Source organism: Candidatus Zixiibacteriota bacterium, from assembly GCA_016933955.1.
GTDB lineage: Bacteria > Zixibacteria > MSB-5A5 > GN15 > PGXB01 > JAFGTT01.
In genome coordinates this window covers 1-22,052 of the sequence record JAFGTT010000003.1, presented here as the reverse complement: position 1 = coordinate 22,052, position 22,052 = coordinate 1, and the positions used below count along the sequence as shown (strand labels likewise).

General features: G+C 47.8%; 16 protein-coding genes, 1 tRNA gene and 1 CRISPR repeat array. Of the genes, 11 read left to right on the top strand and 6 right to left on the bottom strand.

From position 1 onward, the window contains the following. Positions 1-651: 651 nt before the first annotated feature. The 3 genes from JXQ28_00570 to JXQ28_00560 form a co-directional block, all read right to left on the bottom strand. Positions 652-1,473: a purine-nucleoside phosphorylase gene (locus tag JXQ28_00570; protein ID MBN2276217.1), complete on the bottom strand. Its 822-nt coding sequence runs from the start codon at positions 1,471-1,473 to the stop codon at positions 652-654. Beyond that, positions 1,445-2,251, bottom strand: coding sequence for a DivIVA domain-containing protein (locus JXQ28_00565; GenBank protein ID MBN2276216.1), 807 nt, complete (start codon positions 2,249-2,251; stop codon positions 1,445-1,447). The genes JXQ28_00570 and JXQ28_00565 overlap by 29 nt, the downstream gene beginning before the upstream one ends. Before the next feature lie 110 nt (positions 2,252-2,361). Next, positions 2,362-3,051 (bottom strand): YggS family pyridoxal phosphate-dependent enzyme, encoded by a 690-nt coding sequence (locus JXQ28_00560; protein ID MBN2276215.1) that lies wholly within the window; start codon positions 3,049-3,051, stop codon positions 2,362-2,364. Between the two features lie 361 nt (positions 3,052-3,412). Between JXQ28_00560 and JXQ28_00555 the strand changes: the two genes are divergently transcribed. From JXQ28_00555 to JXQ28_00525, 7 genes are all read left to right on the top strand, one after another. After that, a complete protein-coding gene (locus tag JXQ28_00555) occupies positions 3,413-3,898 on the top strand; it encodes a hypothetical protein (protein ID MBN2276214.1) in 486 nt (161 codons plus the stop codon). Between the two features lie 87 nt (positions 3,899-3,985). Further along, positions 3,986-5,128, top strand: a complete 1,143-nt coding sequence (gene alr, locus JXQ28_00550; GenBank protein ID MBN2276213.1) for an alanine racemase — start codon at positions 3,986-3,988, stop codon at positions 5,126-5,128. A 211-nt stretch (positions 5,129-5,339) separates the two neighbouring features. Next, entirely contained in the window at positions 5,340-5,999 is a 660-nt protein-coding gene (locus JXQ28_00545) for a redox-sensing transcriptional repressor Rex (protein ID MBN2276212.1), read from the top strand. A gap of 185 nt (positions 6,000-6,184) precedes the next feature. Continuing rightward, complete coding sequence (locus JXQ28_00540; GenBank protein ID MBN2276211.1) at positions 6,185-7,114, top strand: tetratricopeptide repeat protein; 930 nt, start codon at positions 6,185-6,187, stop codon at positions 7,112-7,114. Between the two features lie 23 nt (positions 7,115-7,137). Next, on the top strand, positions 7,138-7,611 hold the full coding sequence (locus JXQ28_00535; GenBank protein ID MBN2276210.1) for a carboxypeptidase-like regulatory domain-containing protein: 474 nt from the start codon (positions 7,138-7,140) through the stop codon (positions 7,609-7,611). A 5-nt stretch (positions 7,612-7,616) separates the two neighbouring features. Next, entirely contained in the window at positions 7,617-7,958 is a 342-nt protein-coding gene (locus JXQ28_00530; GenBank protein MBN2276209.1) for a hypothetical protein, read from the top strand. Beyond that, the gene (locus JXQ28_00525) at positions 7,946-8,398 is read left to right on the top strand and encodes a hypothetical protein (GenBank protein MBN2276208.1); all 453 of its coding nucleotides are present in this window, start codon (positions 7,946-7,948) and stop codon (positions 8,396-8,398) included. The genes JXQ28_00530 and JXQ28_00525 overlap by 13 nt, the downstream gene beginning before the upstream one ends. Before the next feature lie 63 nt (positions 8,399-8,461). On the opposite strand, the gene JXQ28_00520 is transcribed toward JXQ28_00525, so the two are convergent. Continuing rightward, entirely contained in the window at positions 8,462-10,840 is a 2,379-nt protein-coding gene (locus JXQ28_00520; protein ID MBN2276207.1) for a hypothetical protein, read from the bottom strand. Between the two features lie 257 nt (positions 10,841-11,097). Further along, positions 11,098-12,564 (bottom strand): glycosyltransferase family 39 protein, encoded by a 1,467-nt coding sequence (locus tag JXQ28_00515; GenBank protein MBN2276206.1) that lies wholly within the window; start codon positions 12,562-12,564, stop codon positions 11,098-11,100. Positions 12,565-12,697: 133 nt separating this feature from the next. Here JXQ28_00515 and JXQ28_00510 point away from each other — a divergent pair, with 133 nt between their 5' ends. Together JXQ28_00510 and JXQ28_00505 are read left to right on the top strand one after the other, a co-directional pair. Then, a complete protein-coding gene (locus JXQ28_00510; protein MBN2276205.1) occupies positions 12,698-15,364 on the top strand; it encodes a TonB-dependent receptor in 2,667 nt (888 codons plus the stop codon). Between the two features lie 39 nt (positions 15,365-15,403). Beyond that, positions 15,404-16,117: a hypothetical protein gene (locus tag JXQ28_00505; GenBank protein MBN2276204.1), complete on the top strand. Its 714-nt coding sequence runs from the start codon at positions 15,404-15,406 to the stop codon at positions 16,115-16,117. 84 nt (positions 16,118-16,201) lie between these two features. Here the strand turns inward: JXQ28_00505 and JXQ28_00500 are convergent, their stop codons facing one another. Next, complete coding sequence (locus tag JXQ28_00500) at positions 16,202-17,518, bottom strand: T9SS type A sorting domain-containing protein (protein ID MBN2276203.1); 1,317 nt, start codon at positions 17,516-17,518, stop codon at positions 16,202-16,204. 273 nt (positions 17,519-17,791) lie between these two features. Here JXQ28_00500 and JXQ28_00495 point away from each other — a divergent pair, with 273 nt between their 5' ends. Together JXQ28_00495 and JXQ28_00490 are read left to right on the top strand one after the other, a co-directional pair. Continuing rightward, entirely contained in the window at positions 17,792-20,752 is a 2,961-nt protein-coding gene (locus JXQ28_00495) for a S8 family peptidase (GenBank protein ID MBN2276202.1), read from the top strand. Between the two features lie 120 nt (positions 20,753-20,872). Then, positions 20,873-20,950 (top strand) — tRNA-Glu (locus JXQ28_00490). 274 nt (positions 20,951-21,224) lie between these two features. Further along, positions 21,225-22,052: a CRISPR direct-repeat array (repeat unit 36 nt; unit sequence GCTGGGGCTTGACAACAACGGCCGCTTGATTACATT).

The window sequence follows — 22,052 nt, the reverse complement described above, 5'->3', positions numbered from 1 at the left end:
ATGGCAGAAACCTATAACTTGACCACGAGGACTCTCTTAGAAATCGCTTGCTAAATGGGGAGCATTACAGCTGCACGAATTGGACAAAAATTCTCTCATTATGATCATCAATTATGTTTTCGTCATTTCAATGTTAGACCCAAAAAAGGTAATAATAACCCAGCTTCAACTGATACCCGGTATTGTATTTATGATGATGTACATAAAGACTATGTTTATAAACCCGAATGGGTAGAATTCTTAATCAAGCAATTAGCGCAACCTAGTTTCCTTGATGGGCTTTACAATTCCAAAGATACAATTCTCGCCTTAAATGATTAGATACAGTCTTGCAGCCCTGGCGGCCCGCCTTTAGCAGGGCTTATTGTTTTTATTCCCCCCATTTTCTCCACCCCTTCACCCCAAATCCATACCCCGCCCCCATTATTATGGAAACCTTATTACCCGAAACTCAGGGCACCAAAAATCTTTTTACTGAGGAAATGAACCCATTTTTACAAAAGCTTTTTACTGACAAAACGAACCCATTTTCAGAAAATTTCGAAGGATGAAACGAACCCATTTTTTGTCTGAGACCGTAGGCTGTCGCGAATTTCGAGCATAAAAAAAGCGCGGAGAAACCGCGCTTTGAAATCTGTTTACCGTGATCGGCTACATCCGTTCCACACATCCGGCGATCAATTCCCGGAGTTTCGGTTCGGCCCGGTTGGCCGTGGCGATTATTTCCTCCAGCGAACACGACCCCAGAGCATCGGGCAGACCCATATCGGTGATGATCGAAAAGGCCAGCACTTTTGTTTTCTGATGACGCGCCGCGATTACTTCTGGAACGGTCGACATCCCGACCACATCGGCGCCGATTGTCCGCAGGAAACGGTATTCCGCGGCCGTCTCCAGATTGGGCCCGGCCACCGAAACATAAACACCCTTTCGAACCGGGAGTTTCTGATCCAGCGCCACCTGCTCGGCCAGCCCGATAAGGTCATGGTCATAGCAGTTGTACATATCCGGGAAACGCTCCCCGATCGACTCATCGTTCGGCCCGATCAGCGGATTATTGCCCTGAAGATTGATATGGTCGGTGATAATCATGATATCGCCCCGGTTGAACTGGGGATTCAGCCCGCCGCAGGCGTTGGAGACAATCAGGGTTTCGATTCCCAGTTCCTTGAGAACCCGGACCGGAAACGTCACCTGTTGCATGGTGTAACCTTCGTAGTAGTGAAACCGGCCCTGCATGGCCACCACCGGTTTGCCTTTCAGGTGTCCGAACAGCAGACGGCCGGCATGCGATTCGACCGTGGAGACGGGAAAATGGGCGATTGTACCGTAATCGACCCGGGCCGCGATTTCGATACCATCAGCCAGTGAACCCAGCCCGGTCCCGAGAATTATGCCTGTTTGGGGAACAAGATCGACTCTGGTGCGGATAAACTCCGCCGCCTCAGAAATCCTTGCCTTGAGATTGTCCATCCTTGACTGTTTCTCCTTCCTCTGGATTCTCTCCGGAATATTTGCCCAGACGGTCGATGGCGCTGTCGATATCCCGGTCACTCATATTAAAGTCCGGTCTTTTGTTCTCCGGGGCCGGTTTTTTCTCTTCCCTGGCCTCATCCCGGCTCTCCTCCTTCGGTTCCTCCGGGAGATCCTCTTTCGGTCCGAAACTGTCAACCACATTGTCGATATCCTCATCCTTCATATCGAGCGATGGTTTTTCCCGTTTCCGTTCCGGTTCGGGCTCCGGTTCCGTTTCCACATCCATCTCGCCTTCCGCCTGAACCTCCTCGGATTTCATTCCGGTTTCCTGGGGACAGATAGAATCGACCAGCTTGAGATGGGCCTCGATTTCCGAGCGCAGTTTACTGTAGAAGGTTTCCCGGGTATATTCCATTTCTTTGATTTTGGAATCCAGCCGGGCGATCTGCTGCTGTTTCTGCTCGACCATTTTATCAGCCCGAATCCGCGCCTCCTCGCCCATCAACTGGGCTTCCTTCCGGGCATTAGCCAGAATTTGGTTGGCGTTTTTCTGAGCCTCAAGAACCGCCGATTTGATCGTCTCTTCCAGATTGTGAAGTTGCTCGTATTTAACCTGGAGCATCCGATAATCATCTTTAATCCGGGCCAGCTCGGCGCGAGAATCCTCGAAAGCATCCGCGGCCGCATCGATAAAAGCCTTAACCTCGGCCTTATCGAATCCCCTCATAGACGAGGAAAACTGGTGGTTCTTCATTTCGTTGGGAGTCAAATCCATAACACACCTATCTTTATAATGACCTTGATTTCATCCTCTTACTATTTATTCGGCAATTATCGGCAATATTGTTGGTTTAATTTCATATTTATATGGCTATTTTCGTTAACTTACCCCGGCCGCCGCCCAAAAATGGCCGTCCCAATCCGGACCATTGTGGCCCCTTCCTCGATGGCGATCTCGAAATCATCCGACATCCCCATGGAAAGCACCCGGAAATTAGTCCCCGCCTGCCGCCGGCAATGTTCAAATAACTCCTTTGTTCTACGAAAGGCTCCGCGGATCTGTTTCATATCCTCGGTCAGCGGTCCGATTGTCATCAGTCCGATCAGATTCAGGTGGTCGAAAACCGACATTTTTGCGACCAGATCAGTGGTTTCTTCGGGGTCAATCCCTGTTTTTGAGGGCTCGCCGGAGATATTGACCTCCAGCAGACAGTCGATTTTTCGTCCCGCTTGAGCGGCCCGGCGGTCGATTTCAGCCGCCAGCCGCCATGAATCGACCGATTCGATCAGGTCAAACAAAGCCACTGCCTTCTTTACCTTGTTGGTTTGCAGGTGGCCGATCATATGCCAGCGGGCCAGGCGGCCGAGTTGCTCTATTTTCGGCTCCGCTTCCCGGATTTGAGCTTCACCGAGACAGGTAACGCCGTATTCGACAGCCGCCCGGATGGCTTCGGCCGGATGAGTCTTGGAAACGGCAACCAGAGTTATTTCGTCCTGATCCCGCCCGGCTTTCCCGGCGGCATCAGCAATCCGCCCCCTGACGGATTTCAGATTTTCCTCGATGGACTCATACATTATTTTCAGCCGACCTCGGTTTATTATAAGCCGGGGAATCCTGTAAATTCAACTAAAATATAATCCCCGCCTCTCTGACAGGGACGCGGCCATTATTTTTCTTTCAAAATCTTGACTTTTAACCTGTTGACAATTAATTAGACCGGAGAATGATATGTTGTGGATCATACAAAAAATACAATCGCAATAATTAAGAGATTTCCGGGAATACAAAAACCCGGATAAATGAGAACAATTCGGGCCGCCTGATGTTTAAATTACAGTTATTGAAACTAAAAGGAAGATAAGAATCAAATCGGAAATAAGCCAGGCAATTGAAATATGAACAATATTTTTTAATCAGGTATATTAAGGAGAAAAAATGGCTGTTAATCCCGAAGTCCTGGAAGGTTTGACCAGCGGTATCCAATCGGAAGTGGCCACCTATGTATTTTATGTGGAGTCGGCCAAAAAGGTTAAGGATAAGGAACTGGTTGAACTTTTGAAACAACTGGCCCTTGAGGAGAAAAGACATTTTCACGTTCTGGAATCACAATATGATTCGCTGGTCAGATCGGAACGATGGGTCAGTACGGCCGATGTATTAAAGCAAGAGGGATTGCCGGAGATAGGCGAGGAAATGACCTCGAGGCATCAGGGTTTGATCGATGAAGTAAAAAAGGCTTCCGGCCGCCTTGAGATTCTGAAGATCGCTCTCCGGCTGGAAATTGAGGCCCGGCAATTATTCGAGAAACTGGCGGCCAAAGCCAAAGACGCTGAAGCCAAAAGGACTTATCAGCACCTGTCCAAATTCGAAGAGGGCCATGAAAAGCTGATCAGCGGATGGATTGCCAGGCTGGAAAAGTGATATCCCTTTTATAAAGAAAGCCCCGGTCCCGCACGACGGGGCCTTTTTTTATTTGCAGTCAAAGCACGGATTCGATTTATTTGTCCTATGAAAAAAGAATATCTATCCTGGGTCGAACTCGACTCGGGGGCTTTTAAGAATAATATCGGGACGATTCGGAAACTTGCCGAAGATCGGATGGTCGCGGTCGCGGTCAAGGCCAATGCCTACGGACATGGTCTGGCCGAAATTACCAGTCTTCTGATAAAGGAAGATATTCGGTATATCGCGGTTCATTCTCTTGAGGAAGCAATGGCGGCACGGCAGTATGGCTGGGATAGAGAGATCCTTGTGGTCGGTTATATCCCGCTGGTCGATCTGGGCGCTGTGATCGATTTGAATCTGGAACCGACCGTTTACAACCGCGAGACAGTATCCCGCCTGGGACGCTTATCCCAAAAATATGGTGTCAAAATAAACCTTCACCTGAAACTGGAAACCGGTACCAACCGCCAGGGGGTGGAGCCGGAACGCTTGCCCCGTATAACCGATATCATTAAAAAATATTCCGGTCTTCACCTGAAAGGTGTCTCGACGCATTTTGCCAATATCGAGGATACCACCAATCATGCCTATGCCCGTTATCAGCTTGACCGTTTCAATAAAACCGTGGGTCAGTTAAGAAAAATGGGTTTCAAGCCGGAACTTCGACATACCGCTTGCTCCGCCGCCATGTTGCTTTTCGATGACACCAGATTTGAGCTGGTACGTCCCGGTATCGCTGTTTATGGCCTCTGGCCCTCGAAGGAGACATATCTGTCATACCGTTTGATGGGCGGCTCGAACAATATTCTCAAACCGGTCATGAAATGGAAAACCAGGGTAATTCAGATTAAAGATGTTCTTCCCGATGCTTTTGTCGGGTATGGATGCACCTATCGAACAACCTCAAAAACCCGTCTGGCCGTTCTTCCAGTGGGATATTACGACGGTTATGACCGGCAACTCTCAAATACGGCCCATGTTCTGATTAAAGGACGACGGGCACCGATCCGCGGCAGGGTTTGTATGAATCTGATGATGGTCGATATTACCGATATAAAGGGGGTCAGGCTGGAAGACGAGGTCGTGTTAATGGGAAATGACGGGACGGAAAACGTCTCAGCCGATCAGATTGCGGCCTGGGCCAGTACCGTAAATTATGAAATTGTCAGCCGGATCAACGGATCAATTGTTCGAAAAATTATTTAGTTGATATTTTTATTTCGATCTGCTTTCTTGTTGTTAATACAATATATTGTGTTAATGGCGCGGTTTTTTTCCATATATATATTTTGATCTTAAAGCCTTAAGTTGACTCAAGTGATATTTTTCACTTGACATATAATGAGGGCGGGACTAATTTAGGTCTTGTGAATAGATTCACATACTCGTAGTTTTATTTTGGAAATGGGGTTTATCAGTGCTTTCTGATAATGGAAGAAAAAAAATATCGGAATCGACCATCCGGCGGTTGTCTCTTTATTTTCGGGTTCTATCCATTTTGGAAAAGGAAAACTACGAAACAGTATCATCCAAGGAGCTGGCCAAACGGGAGAAATTGACCCCGGCCCAGGTTCGCAAAGACCTGTCGTTTTTCGGTTCATTCGGAACGCGGGGACTGGGCTACCCGGTATCGGCGTTAAAAAAGGAAATCGCCGATATTCTGGGTTTGAGCAAGGGGTGGAATGTAGCCCTGATCGGGGTGGGAAATATCGGTTCGGCCCTGGTCGGTTACAAGGAATTTCAACGGCAGAGTTTCAATATAAAGGTAATTTTTGACAATGATCAGCGTAAAATTGGATCAAACCATAAGGGGATAATTGTCTCCGATATAAAAAACCTGGAGAAGGATTTAAGGAGTAACAATGTCGAGATCGTAGTGGTTGCGGTTCCGGCCACAGTGGCCCAATATATTGTCGACGATGTGGTTAGAGCCGGAATCAAAGCCATTCTGAATTTCGCCCCGGTAAATTTGAAAGTCCCCAGCGATGTTTTTCTGCGCAATGAGAATATGTCGATGGAGCTGGAGTACCTATCGTTTTGCCTGGTTAACAAAACCCGAGACCCTGAAAAGAAGTAACCCTATCGTCATAAAAACCGCTTCAGCAAGTGAAGCGGACTACCTCTCTGAAGTGTCACTACAATCGGGCGCCTGCAGGCGCCCGTCGCATTTAACATCCCTCGCCGCCTGATCGCTTGACACGAGAGGCAACAAAGTATAATCTGGATGGTATAACAATAAAATATAACTTGCGGAGTCTGATTTTGAAAATCCTAAAAGCCCTATTGATAATTCTGGTGGTGACGGCCTTCATGGTCAATGCCGAAACGAGTGACAGCCTCAGTTATTACCTTAAAAAGGCCGGGACCTCTTTTGCCCGGAATGAATTCCCCGAAGCCCTGAAATTTTACCATCAGGCCCTGAGATTTGACTCGCTGAATGTCAATGCCCTGAAAAACCTCGGGGTGTTGTATTCCATGAAACAGGATCATATGAAATCGCTGCAATGTTTGATGCTGGCCAACCGCCAGGACTCCGGCGATGCGGAAATATATAACAGCATGGGGATCACCTATGCCAATTTGGGAGATTCGGCCCGGGCTCTGACGGCCTATGAGAAGGCCGTGGCCATCAAACCCGATAAGAAAGAATACCTGCATAACCTGGCTTCATTTCTAATTTCCCGGGGTAAGATGAATGATGCTCAGCCCCACCTGGAAAAGGCACTGGCCGCGGATACCGCCGACGCCGAATTGTATTACCTTATGGGTAATATCTATATTTCCCGCAAAGATTATAGTGCGGCCGAAACTGCTTATAGCAAAGCGGTTGATTTAAACCCCATGAATCTCCAGTATCTTTACTACCAGGCAACGGCAAAGGACAATTTGAAGAAGTACGATGAATCAGCTGATCTTTATAACCGTATTATTCGAGTTCAGCCGCAAAATTTCAATGCCCATAAACGTCTCGGGGTGGTCTATGTGATTCAGGAGAAGTATCCCGAAGCGATCGAGCAGTTCGAAAAACTGGTTGAGATTGATCCGAAAAACGACGAGGCCCGAATTTATCTGGGGGCGACTTATATGTATAACAACAATCCCGACAAGGCTGAGGAAGTCTATAATTATCTGATGGAGCGCAATCCCGAGGCGGCCGACCGGATGATAGGATTAATCCAGCAAAAACAATAGTCGATTTTTCCGGGGGGGAAATATTGCCGATAATAAACCGGCCATTCGAGTTATCCAGTGACCTGATTCTCCTGCTTTCTCTGCTGTTTAATATCTCCGAGATTTCCGCATCCGATCGGAAAAGGCCTTCGCCCGGAGGCATTATCCTGGGTCGGATATTCGATGTTGATACTCAAGCACCTCTGGCGGGAGCAAGTATCGCCATTATCGGGACCAATGATGGCATGATGGCCGATTCGGCAGGACAATATATTCTGAACAATATTCCATCGGGCAATCACAGTCTTAGATTCAGCTATATCGGTTATGCCTCGGTAATCAGGGGGGACATTGAGGTTCGATCAGGCCGAACCACCAGGATTAACTCAGCATTGAATATGATCAGTATCCGGGGTAGAAGTATCAAAGTCAATTCCGGTTATTTTCCTCTTAACGAGCGCCAGCCGGTGAGTGCGGCTTCATTTACCGCAGTAAGCAGGCGGCTTATGTCAGGCTGACCTATTTGAATGTGACCGGAGGTATATATTACCAGTACCTGCCGTTGGTAATGATTATGCAGGGTGATATAAATAAGGTCCTGAAAGACCCCGGAGCGGTTCATTTTATTCTGGGCATGAGCCGTCTGCCGGCCGGGGATCTGAAACTCACAGTTGAATATTATTATAAAGAGTATTTTGACTTCCCGGTCGATACTCTTCAAAAGCAATCCTTTTTTATAGACGAGTTGATCGAGAATTGTGGTTTTCTGTATGGGCACAGTAATCTGACAGATAAAGGCCGGGCTTATTCTTGCGGGCTGGAAATAACTTTACACAAAAAATGTCAGGCCGTTTGTACGCTTTGACCGGTTTTTCCCCCTCCGGGGCCGAGTATAAAGGTTATGATAATCGGCGGTACAACCGGTTAACGGAAAATTGGGTGGTCTTCAGGGTCGAGAGTGAGTACCGTCTTAGCTGCAACTGGGATTTCTCATGGCGCTGGGATTATGCCACTGGTTGCCCCTATACCCCCTTGGATACAGTGGCAAGCAGAATGCACAACCATGCCCTTTTTGATATCCATAGAATCAATGATGCTCGCCTGCCGGATTATCATTCTCTTTCGATTCGGGCCGAGCGTCATTTTCGATTCAGGGGCAGTTCCTTGCCTCTTTATCTGAGTATTATGAATCTGTATAATCGGAAAAACGTCGCCGGTTATATCTGGAAAAATGAAAGCAACACCGTTGATGAAATCAATCAACTTCCCTTTCTGCCGGTGGTCGGAATGGGATACGAATTTTAGACATAAGAACGGCCGGGTATCCGACCCGGCCGTAAATTAAAGGTATCTCCGAAATAATGGAGACTATTTCATCAACATCATCTTTCGCGTTTCGACATAATCGCCCGCCTGCATAAAGCACAGGTATATTCCCGATGACACCCGGGCGCCGTTATCGGCCATTCCGTTCCAGACAACCTGGTATGATCCGGCCGATTTGACTTCATCAACAACCGTTGCGACTTTCTGACCGAGTATATTGACAATGTCGATTCGTACATGAGCTGAGGCCGGAATATCATAGGCAATAGTCGTGGTCGGGTTAAACGGATTGGGATGATTCTGATTCAGGCGAAATTCGGTGGGCAATCCGGCAATCATATCCTTTTCGATAATCGGATCAAGCGGCACAAATCCGCATGTCCCGCGGACATTACTCGGAGTCAGGTACACAAAATGATCATTTTCCAGATAATCTTCGATCAATACATTTTCAAAGACGGTATTGGCTGTCTGAGTGTAACTGCCTCCTCCTCCTCCGTATTCCTGTTCGTCTTCATAGCCGCCATTATCCTCGGCTGTAATCTTGCCGGCCGTACAGGGGGCTCTGAAGGTCAGAGTGGCGATTTTAACGAAATCGTTTCCGCTGGCTTCGCAATATGCAGAATCCGCTCCGTAATAGATACGACGAGTATTGGAATCAATTGTCTCCGCCCGTGCACCAAGGTATGGAACCGCATTGGTGATGGTAAAGCTATTGTTGACGCTGATATCAACCGAGAAATGGCCGATATCGAAATTGGCCCTGAGGTAGATATCCTGACTGACATATCTGCTGCTGCTGGAAGCGAAGTTGGAATGGAATTCACCCATATGGACCTCGATTCCTTCGGCAATTGCCGTCAGCTGTCCATTGGACACCGAGGCCAGTGCATAGCCGGTAGTGTCCTCGATCCGGGTGTACCAATCATGGCCGGTGGCGACAAACGGCAGATAAATATAGCGGTTATTGTAGTTGGGCGTGAAATTGGCCTCGTTGAAATAGAAATCCATGGCCACCGCATCGGTTGCATCGGTTCGAGGCGGCCAGAAATTCTTGCCCGTTAGCTGGCTGTTATACTCCTGGTATACGTGAAGATAGGTAGCACCATTGGCATATGTTTCACTGTGGAAATCGAGAGAATCATTGAGTTCATCCACCGGGGGCACGAAGGTCAGGTAGGCCGGCAGTTCGAAAACAGCAGAGATTTCGCCGATGTCGGGATCGCCGGTATAATTCCCGACCGGGAAGTTGTGTTTCATTTTCATGTTGAAAGTAATCGGCTGAATCCCGCCGCTTTTATCGATAAATTCCTGATCGCCGCAGGAGTACATTTCCCCGGTGAATTCCGCCACCTGGACGAAACCGTTATAAGATGTCGGCGGATTGATACTGGTTTGAAGTGCTTCGCATTCCCCGCCGGTCAGACGCCATTCGGTCCAGGCGGTGTCCTCGCATTCCGCATGAACGAAATTGACCGGAATGTCGATATCATCATCATCCCCGAGAACGCGGAATTCGATCCAGTAAAGTACCGTCCCCTCCTCCAGCTCGCCGATCCAGTCAAGCGGCCAGGCCGGGGAGTCATGGGTCAGGTACACCTCCAGATTATCCGAGGCATTCAATCCCCAGTGGGAATGGGTCATGGTATACTCGAAAATCTCGGGATTGGGAATAACATCAATATACTCCAGTCGGGTTTCGTCGTAATCGATAACATGGAAGGTGGAGAAGAGGCGAAAATCGGTTTCTGCCAAAATCGGCACCTGGACGACATCTCCCAGAATCGCTTCGGTATTTTGAACGGAGTATGATTGGATGTATGGCTGAACGAACAGGAAAGCATCGTACATCGGGTCCGGATAATAAATATCATTGTAAATAATACTGTTATCCACGTACGATACAACGGCGTAATTGGGGCCGTTGGGATGGTAGGTCAGGGCATGATATACCGCATATCCCGGAAATTCCTCCTGACATTTCGGTTCCAGCTGAATCTCAGCCAACTTGCCGGTTGTCCAGTAACTGTAAGGCGGATTGATGCCCTGTCCGCTGAAAATCAACTGGATATAACCATCACCGGTGGTATCGAAATCCAGAGTGCCGGGCCAGTTATCGGTCTTAACGGCATCATAGAAAGTCCAGACTTCTTCGTCATAGGTCAGGGTTAGAATTATACTGGTTACCTGAGCTCCGGCCTGGGGCGGCCAGCCGCTTTCAAATTGTATCATAACACGGTTATGGGTAATCTCTTCATCGGGATCATCGGTTGAACCCGGAAGATAGGCACCATTTCCCGCCACCATGAACCCGACATGCCCGTTGATGATATCCATGGTTTCGCCGAAGGCCAGAGTCCCTGCCAGACAGAAGGCCGTCAGAGCAAGTAAAATTGCAGGCAGTTTTGATCTGTTGGACATGATATTTCTCCTGGTTGAATTGTTACTCTTATAGTCAAGGCGGATTTTAGACATAGCTCACCCTCAGGCGGAGGAGAACGTATCCGTGAATGACCGACAGAGGTCGGATACATTAAAAACTCCTCAAATCAGAACTAAATTAAGATTGGGAAAGGCGGCTCTCTGATGTCAAATCAATGATTTCCCTATCAGTATAAAGATATGATTACTTCACTGATCTGTCAATAAAAAAGGAAAATAGAAGGAAATTAATTGTTTTATGAATTTCTGAGACGGGATGTGAAACCTGTCATCCGTTCGATATAAATAGCAGCTAGGCCTGATATAAAGGGAATTAATGGAAAATGAAATCGGCCATCGGCAAAAAAGACAAAATGAACAGCGGTCCAGTAACCGATGGTCAAAAGAATCAGTAATTTTCCAGCCGCCCGTGGCCGCCGAAGTAAAATCAACCCTCCGAAAAAAGCAAACATCAATATCATGATATAGTAAGTCTCGGTCAGCAGGCCCACGATAACATAACGGTCAAACCGATCGTTATCAGCCGCCTCGACCAGTTCATAGCCAAGTCCCTCCATATCGACGGCATAAAAATATAATATTTTCAAAAATCCCCGTTTGACAAATCCGATCGGATCGCTTTCAATATATTGAATACCGCGAGACCAGCCCACCGAATCGATATAAACCTCTCTGGTCGGATCGCCAATTGAGAATTCTTCAGTTACCGGTTGATTCCAACCCATCCCCGATCCGGGTTGATTTCCTATTAGAAGATTGATTCCCCGGTTGGTGGAAATGGTAAATTTGCCTTTCTGCCGGTAATTACGGATCATCCAGGGGCTAACAACCAGAGTTAATCCAATCAGGGCCACCAGGGTATATGTTATGGTTTTTCTCCAGGTTCTGGTTACAGCGAGCCAGAAAACCACCGGCACAATGAGATAGAGCAGGGTAATAGCCCTGGTGAGAGTGGCCAGCCCCAGAAATACACCGCCGGCCAGAATATACCAGTTCTGATTGCGCCGTCTACGGCAAGCCAATATAAAAATATAGACAGCCGTCAGAAATAGAGCCGTGAAAAGCGGTTCGGAGGCCAGTAAATTGACAAAAAGCAATTGACTTGGGAAAAAGGCAAGGATGACCATCGTCCAGCGGGCCGACCCTTCGTTCAGGATTCGGCGTATTATCAGATAGCTTATCAGCATTATGGCCAGACTCAGGGCTATATTGGCTACCGCTCCGATTTGCGGGTGAGTTCCGAATATCGCATATAACCGGGACAGGAAAAACGGATAACCAGGAGGCCGGTAGGCAGTCGGAAATTGACCGACATAATAACCTCCCACTTCGACCCAGTGCCGCGCCAGTTCATCATAAACCTGGTAATCGATCCAAAGCCTAAAAGGCATAAAAATCACGACAGCGACTCTGAGACAAAGCGCGATCAGGATAAATATTCTCAGGAAATTCAGCCGATCAAGATTGACAATGGAATTATTCACATGTCCCAATAATCGGTTAATGTCTTTGGTAAAGATAAAATACAAACCGACAATACCCAGAGTTATCAAACAGAGGCGGAGCTGCAAAAGGGTATGGGGAACGACCTGGCCATCGCCACTGAGGAACATAAAACGACCGGCAAGAATATTAAATTTGAATACTGCCATAAGGGCGACAGCAATCAAGGCCAGGCCAATTACTTTTTTAATATATTTCATTGATATCCATTTATTTTGAATGCCTTAACTAAGATAGGTTGCCCTGATAATTATTGCAATACCTGAGAGATTTAATTAAGTTGGAAACTTAAACATAAGCCAAACGTCATATAAATACCGGAGAAACCATTAAATGGAAAAATCGGTTTTTTCATTTCTGGCACTACTAATTGCCTGGCTGGTGATTTGCCCCTCAAGTTTGGCTGTCGAACTCGGCAACGTGGCGATTATTGTCGATAAGTCGATCGATGAAGATTTTTCGGAAATGTCAGTCCAGCTTGAAGGGGAACCGCAGAGTCTTAAATTCGGCCGATCCAATAAGGTGATCCTGTGGAATATCAATCCCGGAGGCTACAATCTTCAATTAGCATATCCCGATTCCCGACCGAGTACAGCCGCCCGGATTTATGTATACCCGGGATTGACCACAAGGATATTAATTAAACAAGTAGATCAAGGTTACTATTTATCCAATGAGGGCTTTGCCGACCGGTCCGGGCAGTTGATAACCCTGACCAGAAAAGAAATCAAGGGCTTTTCCGGTGAGTTTCCGGATGGTATCGGCAGACTCGGTTCGGGGAGAATAGAGAATACGAGTTACGCATATGACGGGCTGTTGATGACGGGTCTTTCGAGAGGGCGATTGTATGTGCCATCGGCCCGCAATTACCCGGATATGGTGCTGGTCAATTTGGGGGACCCATTTGCGGGCGAACCGGGAGCGGATATCAACCTGATTTCGAGATTCAACGGTCCGGAAAAGCAGGGAGGGGAAAGTATTTATGCCACGCGCGACGGCCGTTTCAACAAAATAACGGTGGGGCGGGAACTTCCACGGCAGATCGGTTCGCTGTTTGGATCGATCAGTTTCGAAAATCTCGATGATGCCTCGCCGCGGTCAAATGTCACCCATGTACTGCCGCACAATGACGCCGAAAATGTGGAATTTATGGGCGGGGGCGGTTTCAGAATACTGACCAGGTTCAAAGCCGATGCGAGGATGTATTATAAATCGCTCAAACGTAATTATTATGATCATGATTATTATTTCGATATCGACCATGCTCCGCGTGATAAGGCCTATACGTATAAAAGCGACTTCTCTCTATATGGCTGGGTGAGAGGAAATCTCTTTGCCCGCGCGGGTTTCGGTATCGGCGGGGATGATTATCAACTGGGAGACGGAGGTTACCTGGATGACCTGAAAAGTTATTTACGTCCCGACGGGAATCCTTTGACGGATATTAATGGTCTTTTTTGGCAATGGGATGATTATATGGCGATGACGGAAAATACCGATGAGAGCCATGTTAACGATCAATATAAGAGGTACAAAACAGGCAGCTACAACTTTCGATTCGGGCTTTCATGCTATTTTAGAGAAAATCTGGTGTTATCGCTGAATTCGAATTATGAAAAGGAGACATTTCGAAAATTCGCGCATTTTGCGCCAACCGTACCTGAGTGGGAATTATTCGAGGCGATTGGTTTTGAAAGCGATGCCGAGACGGAAATAGATGGTAATGGATTCGATGATGTCCCCCGGCCGAGAAGGTTCGAGGCCGGATTAACGGGTAAATGGCTGGGCGATAATTTTGCAGTAATGGGTTCACTCGATTTTTTGAGTTTTTCATCGAGGGCACTGTCTTTTATCGATCCCGCCAACCCGACCGATCCGGTGGATAGTACGAATACTGATCTTACGGAATCGGATATGAAAGAGGCGGGTAGCAAAAATCGTCTGGGATACCGACTGGGGGTCAATTATTCGCTTTTAAATACATCAGGTTTTTCCGGTGTTTCGTTTTTCGGCAATTTTTCGACGCGGTATATTATCCCTGATTATACCCAGCTTTATTTCGACCCTGAGTTTTTTGAATTCGCCTATACGACTATGGGCTTTTTTTATCCATATGGAAATCCGGATCTCGATCCGATCAAGAATCGGCAGTACGAAGTCGGTCTGGATTATTCATTCAATAATAATGCGGTCTCAATATCTTACCGAAAAAAAATAATTTCGGATTATGTCGAACCGGTCATTATACCGGCAAATATCAGGGCATATGAAATATACGCCAACAGCGATAAAGAAATACAGACCGATGCCCTGATTGCCACTTTTGTTCACAGGGGTGAGGGGGCATTGAACGGTACTATGACCGCCCAGCTGGTCCGTGGTGACCAACCGGTGCTTGCCAGCGCCATATATCCATACCCGGCTATGCAGGCGGTTCCGAATTATATGAAATATACATCTTACAAGTTGTCGGGAAATATCGTTTTCGATCCGGGAAAACTGAGTTTTGTCAATGGGTCGACGGCTACCCGGGACCGGGGTGTCGTCAATAAGATTCTTGACCGTCTGACAATTGACGGATCATTCTGCTTACAAAGGGGACTGCGATATACGGTGGCAAGCTCGAGCATTTTTTTAATCTACAAGGATTATGATTTAATCGGGTTATACGGCGAAAAAAATATCAAGGATTTCTTCGAGGTCACCCTCGGATTGTCGGCAAGGTTACTCGAATTTGCCGGATCAACGATTTCATTCAGGATTGAAGTGCTGAATGTTTTTGACCGGGATAATTATACCTATGTATATTCATCGACCGGTGAGCCGAATAATACTGGCTGGCTGTCGACCCCAGCGGGTCAGCAGTTTATAGAGGATACGGATACGGTTTTCGATAATTCAGGATTAACGGGTGAAGAAAAATATCGTCTGGCGGAGAATGATCCCAATAATTTCGGACGGCCGAGAATATTCAGGATCATGGCCAAGTTGGAGTTTTAAAGAAAACAGTAAGAATAGTATTTTTATGACGGGAGTGTTATGAAGAAAACGATTAGACTGGTAATTCTATCAGGGCTGGTATTGGTGATGGTATTGTCAATGCCGGTTTCGGCCAGAACCTTTATGCAAGGCGGGGTCAATCTTCTGCTTGGTTTCCCTCAGGGAGATTTTAAGGATGAGGTTGATAAAACCGGAGTCGGTATTGCCGGGGAATTTCTTTATTCTCCGAGTAACTCCCCGGTCGGCATCGGAGTTTCGCTGGGTTATATGATTTATGGTCATGAAACCCGCCGCGAACCATTCAGTTCCACCATACCGGATGTCGAGGTGGAGGTGGAAACCAGCAATAATATTTTGCTGGGTCATCTGCTTCTTCGGGCCCAGATGCGGCATGGTCCGATTCGCCCCTATATCGAGGGACTGCTCGGATTCAATTACCTGTTCACCAAAACGACAATTAATGATATCGGGGGTGGTGGTGAGGATGTGGCCAGTTCGACCAACCTCGATGATTTTGTTTTCAGCTATGGTGCCGGAGGCGGATTGTTGATTAAACTATATGGTACTCCTCCCGGAGCTCCCAAAGAGTTGGGATTGTATCTGGATTTGCGGGGCAGGTACCTGATCGGCGGTAAAGCCGAGTATCTTAAGGAGGGATCAATCGGTCGTGAGGACGGTGAAGTGGTTTACGATATTACGGAATCTAAAACCGACCTCTTAACCGCCCGGATCGGTCTTACCTTTGAGTTTTAAGGAGTGCTGAAAGGCAAATCAAATTACCGCCGAGGTGACCGACCCCCGGCGGTTTTTTTAAAAGGCTATAACCAAACCGTTGATTTATTTCAACAGGATCATTTTCCTGGCATCAACAAAATCCCCGGCCCGAATGCTGTAAAGATACATCCCGGAAACAACCTCGTTGTCATTCTGATCGGTTCCATTCCAGACCACCGTATGGCGTCCCGCCGGTTGGTAAGCATCGACCAGAACCGTTATCAGCTGACCGAGGGTGTTGTAGATGGATATATTTACTTTCGATCGTTCCGGCAGGGAGTAGCGGATAATGGTCGAGGCATTGAACGGATTGGGATAGTTCTGAGCCAGTTCATATTCCGAGGGAAGTGTTTCTGTTTCCTCATCGGGAGCATCCACAGGATCCGGGATATATCGGGTGAAACCATCCCCGTCAGTCGCAAACCAGATATTACCCGATGAGTCGGTAACGGCATCGACCACCGAAACATTGTCTTCTATACCGTAACGAATGTTAAAAACCTCCCATTCCGAAATACCATCGAATTTACTTACGCTGATGGCCTGGCTACCGGAGACGCCATGTCCGAACCAGATATTTCCGGCACTGTCGACCGTTATGGCCAGGACTGCCCCCGGCGCTATATCGCTGCCATCAGAATTATAACTGGTCCAAGAACCGGTACCGTCGAAAACCGTCACGCCGGAATCGGTCCCGAACCAGAATCGACCGGCCCGATCCTGGGCCAACGCATAAACCACATTACCCGGCAGACCGCTGGTTGAATCGGTGTAATTTGTCCAGTCGAGGTTACGATCAAACCGGCTGACGCCGCCATAGGTGCCGATCCAGAGATAATTATCCCGGTCGAGAAGAAGACTCAAGATTCGGTTATCAACCAGACCGCTGTCGGTAGTGTAGTATGTCCAGGTGGTGTCACGGTCAAAACGAACCATCCCGGCCCCGAAGGTCCCCAGCCAGATATAACCATCATTGTCGCAGACAACACGCCTGATATTGACATGCAGAAGACTGTCCTCGGCATTATATTCATCCCAGGTGCCGTCATGGCTCCGAGTTGACAGGCCAAGGATAGTGGCGATCCAGATGTTGCCATCGGTATCGCCGGCGAGGTCGGTAATATTGTTACTGATCGGTCCCGGCGGAAAAGACGAAATGTACAGAACCCAGGACGAATCACCATCGAATGATTCAATCCCATTACCATTGGTACCGAGCCAGATCAGCTCATCGGAATCAATTGAAATGGCCGAAAGATTATTATCGACCAATTGGTGATCCCAGCTGTTGTAATTTGTCCATCCGGCCACGGCCGGGGCAAATGGAACAAAGATCATTATAACAATCAGAAAAATTATTAGCACACGGGCTGTTTTCATTATTTCCTCCAGTATCTTAAGACCCCGACAATATACGATAATTTGCCTTGAGGTCAATCCAAGCAGTTCTTAATTAGACGGTCGGCTTTCGAAAATAACGGTATGAAAAAGTATGCAGGGATTGAAAAATAATATTCACACTTGCTTTTTCCCCGACTTTTATTATTCTTAAGTTGTTGATGCACAACTATGTATTTTTAATATAACGACATCAGTGTCGGCATGATTATCGCTTTTTAATGATAATCATATACTGACAGGAAAAAGGCTTTTATGAAAAAGATATTATTGTCCGCCCTGATTATTACCCTTGGAGTATCAACTCTGGTTGTTCCAGTCCTGGCCGGGGAAATAGCCCCCGAATTGGCAACCAAAGTTGCCAAGGCCGGATCGACCGATAAAATCGAGATTATCATATCACTGGATTCGCCTCTGGCCAATACCGCACTTAAAACTACCCTGGCCGATTCTTATCGAAAACTGGCCGATCGTCATCGGGTTGGAATGGAGCAGTTGGAATCCAGAGCTACGATCTCCCAGGCCGGAATTCTTGATGTCCTAAGAGAGATGGAAAAAAACAATCTGGCTGCGGATATAAAAAGTCACTGGATAATCAATGCTGTTTCAGCCAGAATCGCTATTTCAGAATTGGATAAACTGGCCGAACGCGATGATGTCGATTATATTTTTCAACTGCCGTTGATAACGGCTGTCGATCCCACCGGCGAATCCGAGGATATCGAAAAAGATGTTGCTCAGAGTACATATATTGATCCCAACATAATAGCCGTTGGCGCCGATTCTGCCTGGGCAATGGGTTATGATGGTTCCGGACGGATAGTATGTTCTTTTGATACCGGGGTTAAGGGTATTCATCCGGCCTTAAATAAAAGCTGGAAGGGGCTGGATGGCAACTGGTCAGCCGCCTGGTTTAATCCGATCGACACCTCGTCGGTTTTTCCCGAAGATTTCAGCAGTAAGCATCATGGAAGCCATGTCATGGGAACGATGGTTGGTTATGATAATAGTGATTCCGAAAATGTAAGGATTTGCGGAGTGGCGCCGGGAGCCAGATGGATTACCGCCGCGGTTATAAATATCTACGGGGCATCGATTATTGACGCTTTTGAATGGGCCGCTGATCCCGATGGCGATCCCAATACCATCAATGATATTCCCGATGTAATCAATCATAGCTGGGGAATCGAGGGTATTGGTTGTAATGAATATTTCTGGCAGATGATCGACAATACCGAGGCCCTGGGGATAGTCAATATTTTTTCGGCCGGTAACGAGGGGGAAGATGGGCCGATGAGTCTGCGTAACCCGGCTGACCGAGCTTTTGATTCTCTTGACTGCTTTGCTGTCGGGGCGATTGATCACAGAGGCGATACCATAACGTATTTTTCCTCGCGCGGGCCATCGGACTGCGATACCAGCATGATAAAACCGAATGTTGTGGCTCCCGGCTATCAGATCTTTTCATCCACCGGATCGAGTTATTATACCCCCATGAATGGAACGTCAATGGCGGCTCCGCATGTGTCCGGGGCGGTCGCTATTTTGCGGCAGTATGCACCCGATGCCACGGTCGATGAAATCAAAGAAGCGCTTCTGGCCGGATGCCGCCGGTTGCCCGAGGGGATTTCATTGCCCAACAATGACTATGGTTGGGGTTTGATCCATATTCCGCGTTCGCTTGAGGCGTTGACGCCTCCGCCGGAACCGGATTTACGCGTCTATTCCTATAACTATCAGCCGGTGGAACCGGGCGAAACGGCTTCCGGTTATGTCGTTGTCAAGAATTTCGGGGACCCGGTCAATATGGTCTATGGTCGTGCTACGGGTACCAACGGCGGAATAGAGGTTTTAACCGATTCTCTCTATTTCGGGCCGATTAGTTCCGGTGATACCATCGCCAGCAGTTTTCCTTTTGAGGTGGCTGTCAGCGATACGGTAACATCGGGTCGCCTGTTCACTGCCTTTCTGGATCTTTTCGGTTCCGGAGGCTATCACTGCTCATGCCGTTTATATCTCCGTGTCGGCGAAAGCCCCGCGGCCGGATTTTATACCAATAAAAACAATATCCTTCATTTTACCATTTCCAATTTCGGGGAATACGGTTTTGCCGGGGGATCTTTTTATCCTCTCGGTTACAGTGGGTTCCGGTACCAGGATACGGTCATAAACGATCTTTTCGAAGCGGCCTTTATGATCGGTAATGATGCCAATCATATTTCCGATGGGGCTCGCAACCTGGTCATGGAACCCGATAACGATTTCGCTGTTTCCCCCGGCGGCGATCTGCTGGTCAGCGTTCCGGGAGTCCGGTCCGACCAGGAGACGTTCTCGGTTTATAATGACGGCCGGGCCGAACATCCGCTTGGAGTGGAAATCACACAGCGGACTTATTTATGGGATGAGTCGCCGAATGACAATTTCGTAATTATGGAATATGCCGTGCATAACACCAGCGATTCTCTTCTTCCCAATCTCTATGCCGGGCTGTTTTTCGACTGGAATTTATATAATTATCTGAGTAATTGTGGCGGCTCCGTTTCGGATTATGATCTTGGGTACATATATGCGGATGAAATTGCTTTCCCGTACTGGCCCCAAAGATACCGGGGAGTTGTGGTTTTGACCGAATCGGGAATGATTTCTCATACCCTGAGGCGTGAGACCAATAATGATGAATATGACATGAGTGAAGAAGAAAAGTACTATTCCCTAATATCGGGTATTCACGATTCAGAATACAACTCCTGGTATGATCTTTCTCAGGTGGTTTCGACCGGGCCGTTCGATCTGGCACCCGGCCAGCGTGACACGATCGCCTTTGCCGTGGTGGCCGCCAACGAAACTCTCGATAATCTGATAAATACGGCTATTCAGGCCAGGAACAAGTATTATCAGACAACCGATGTCGAAACGGTAGATGAGATGCTTGTTCCGCAGGAATATATTCTGGCGCAGAATTGCCCCAATCCGTTTAATCCGGTTACGGTCATAGCCTTCGGCGTCCGGGAGCGGGCCGATGTCCGTCTGGATGTATATAATCTTCTTGGGCGCAGAGTGGCCTGTCTGGTCGATAAAAATCTGGCCGCAGGCAGTTATCGGGTGGAATGGAACGGGACGGATTTCGATGACAACCCGGTCGCCAGCGGGATTTATTTTTATCGAATGACGGCCGGGGAGAAGGTATTGACGCGCAAAATGATGCTGCTGAAATAGGCCGTTTGGCGATGAGTTGGCCGGCATACCGGTCGGGGGTATGCGCTGGAACATTTGGCTATTAATTTGTGTTGACAGATTCGTAAAAAGTATTATACTTGGGCCGTTAAAAAACATTGCGTCCCCATCGTCTAGCCCGGTCTAGGACACTGCCCTTTCACGGCGGCAACAGGGGTTCGAATCCCCTTGGGGACGCCAAAGTTGATAGTCAGGCGATTCTTTAGCGGATCGCCGATTTTGTTTCAGTTCTTTTTCCTTGTAAAGCGCAAGCATATCAAAGGGTTGGCGATATTCGAAAGCGAATGCACCATCTTTTATACCGTCTTTGTGGATTCTATCGGCCCTGTTTCAATCCACGCCCCCGCATGGGGGGCGACGAGGCCTTTACCGGGACCGACAGCTTGTCATTCATGTTTCAATCCACGCCCCCGCATGGGGGGCGACGATTAATATTATATATATTGCCGATGCAGCTGGGGCTTGACAACAACGGCCGCTTGATTACATTATATAGACGCCATACGCCAACGTAGTAAGGGCTGGGGCTTGACAACAACGGCCGCTTGATTACATTGAAAATTTCACGTTTTCGATTAGACCTAAAGCTGGGGCTTGACAACAACGGCCGCTTGATTACATTTGTTCGAAACGGCCCAGGATGCGTTGGTGTGCTGGGGCTTGACAACAACGGCCGCTTGATTACATTGATGAAATCAGCTACTGGTTGCTGTTCTCCGCTGGGGCTTGACAACAACGGCCGCTTGATTACATTGAAGCAAGGATAGTATAATCGCCCAGGTCGGCTGGGGCTTGACAACAACGGCCGCTTGATTACATTAAAGATCAGTCATGGCATGAGGGGGAGTGGGCTGGGGCTTGACAACAACGGCCGCTTGATTACATTGAACTTGCCATTCTTCAAGCTGAGCAGCTCGCTGGGGCTTGACAACAACGGCCGCTTGATTACATTATTATCACCAGGAGCGCAGCAGTTCCCCGCGCTGGGGCTTGACAACAACGGCCGCTTGATTACATTGGAGCGTTCCAGCATATCTATTGGAGCTGGCTGGGGCTTGACAACAACGGCCGCTTGATTACATTTCAGTATGTTCAAGCATATTGACGATACCAGCTGGGGCTTGACAACAACGGCCGCTTGATTACATTTTAATCGTCTCGCAATGACTGCCTCCGATAAGCTGGGGCTTGACAACAACGGCCGCTTGATTACATTACAGCTATATCTGCGAATCTTTGAGTAACAGCTGGGGCTTGACAACAACGGCCGCTTGATTACATT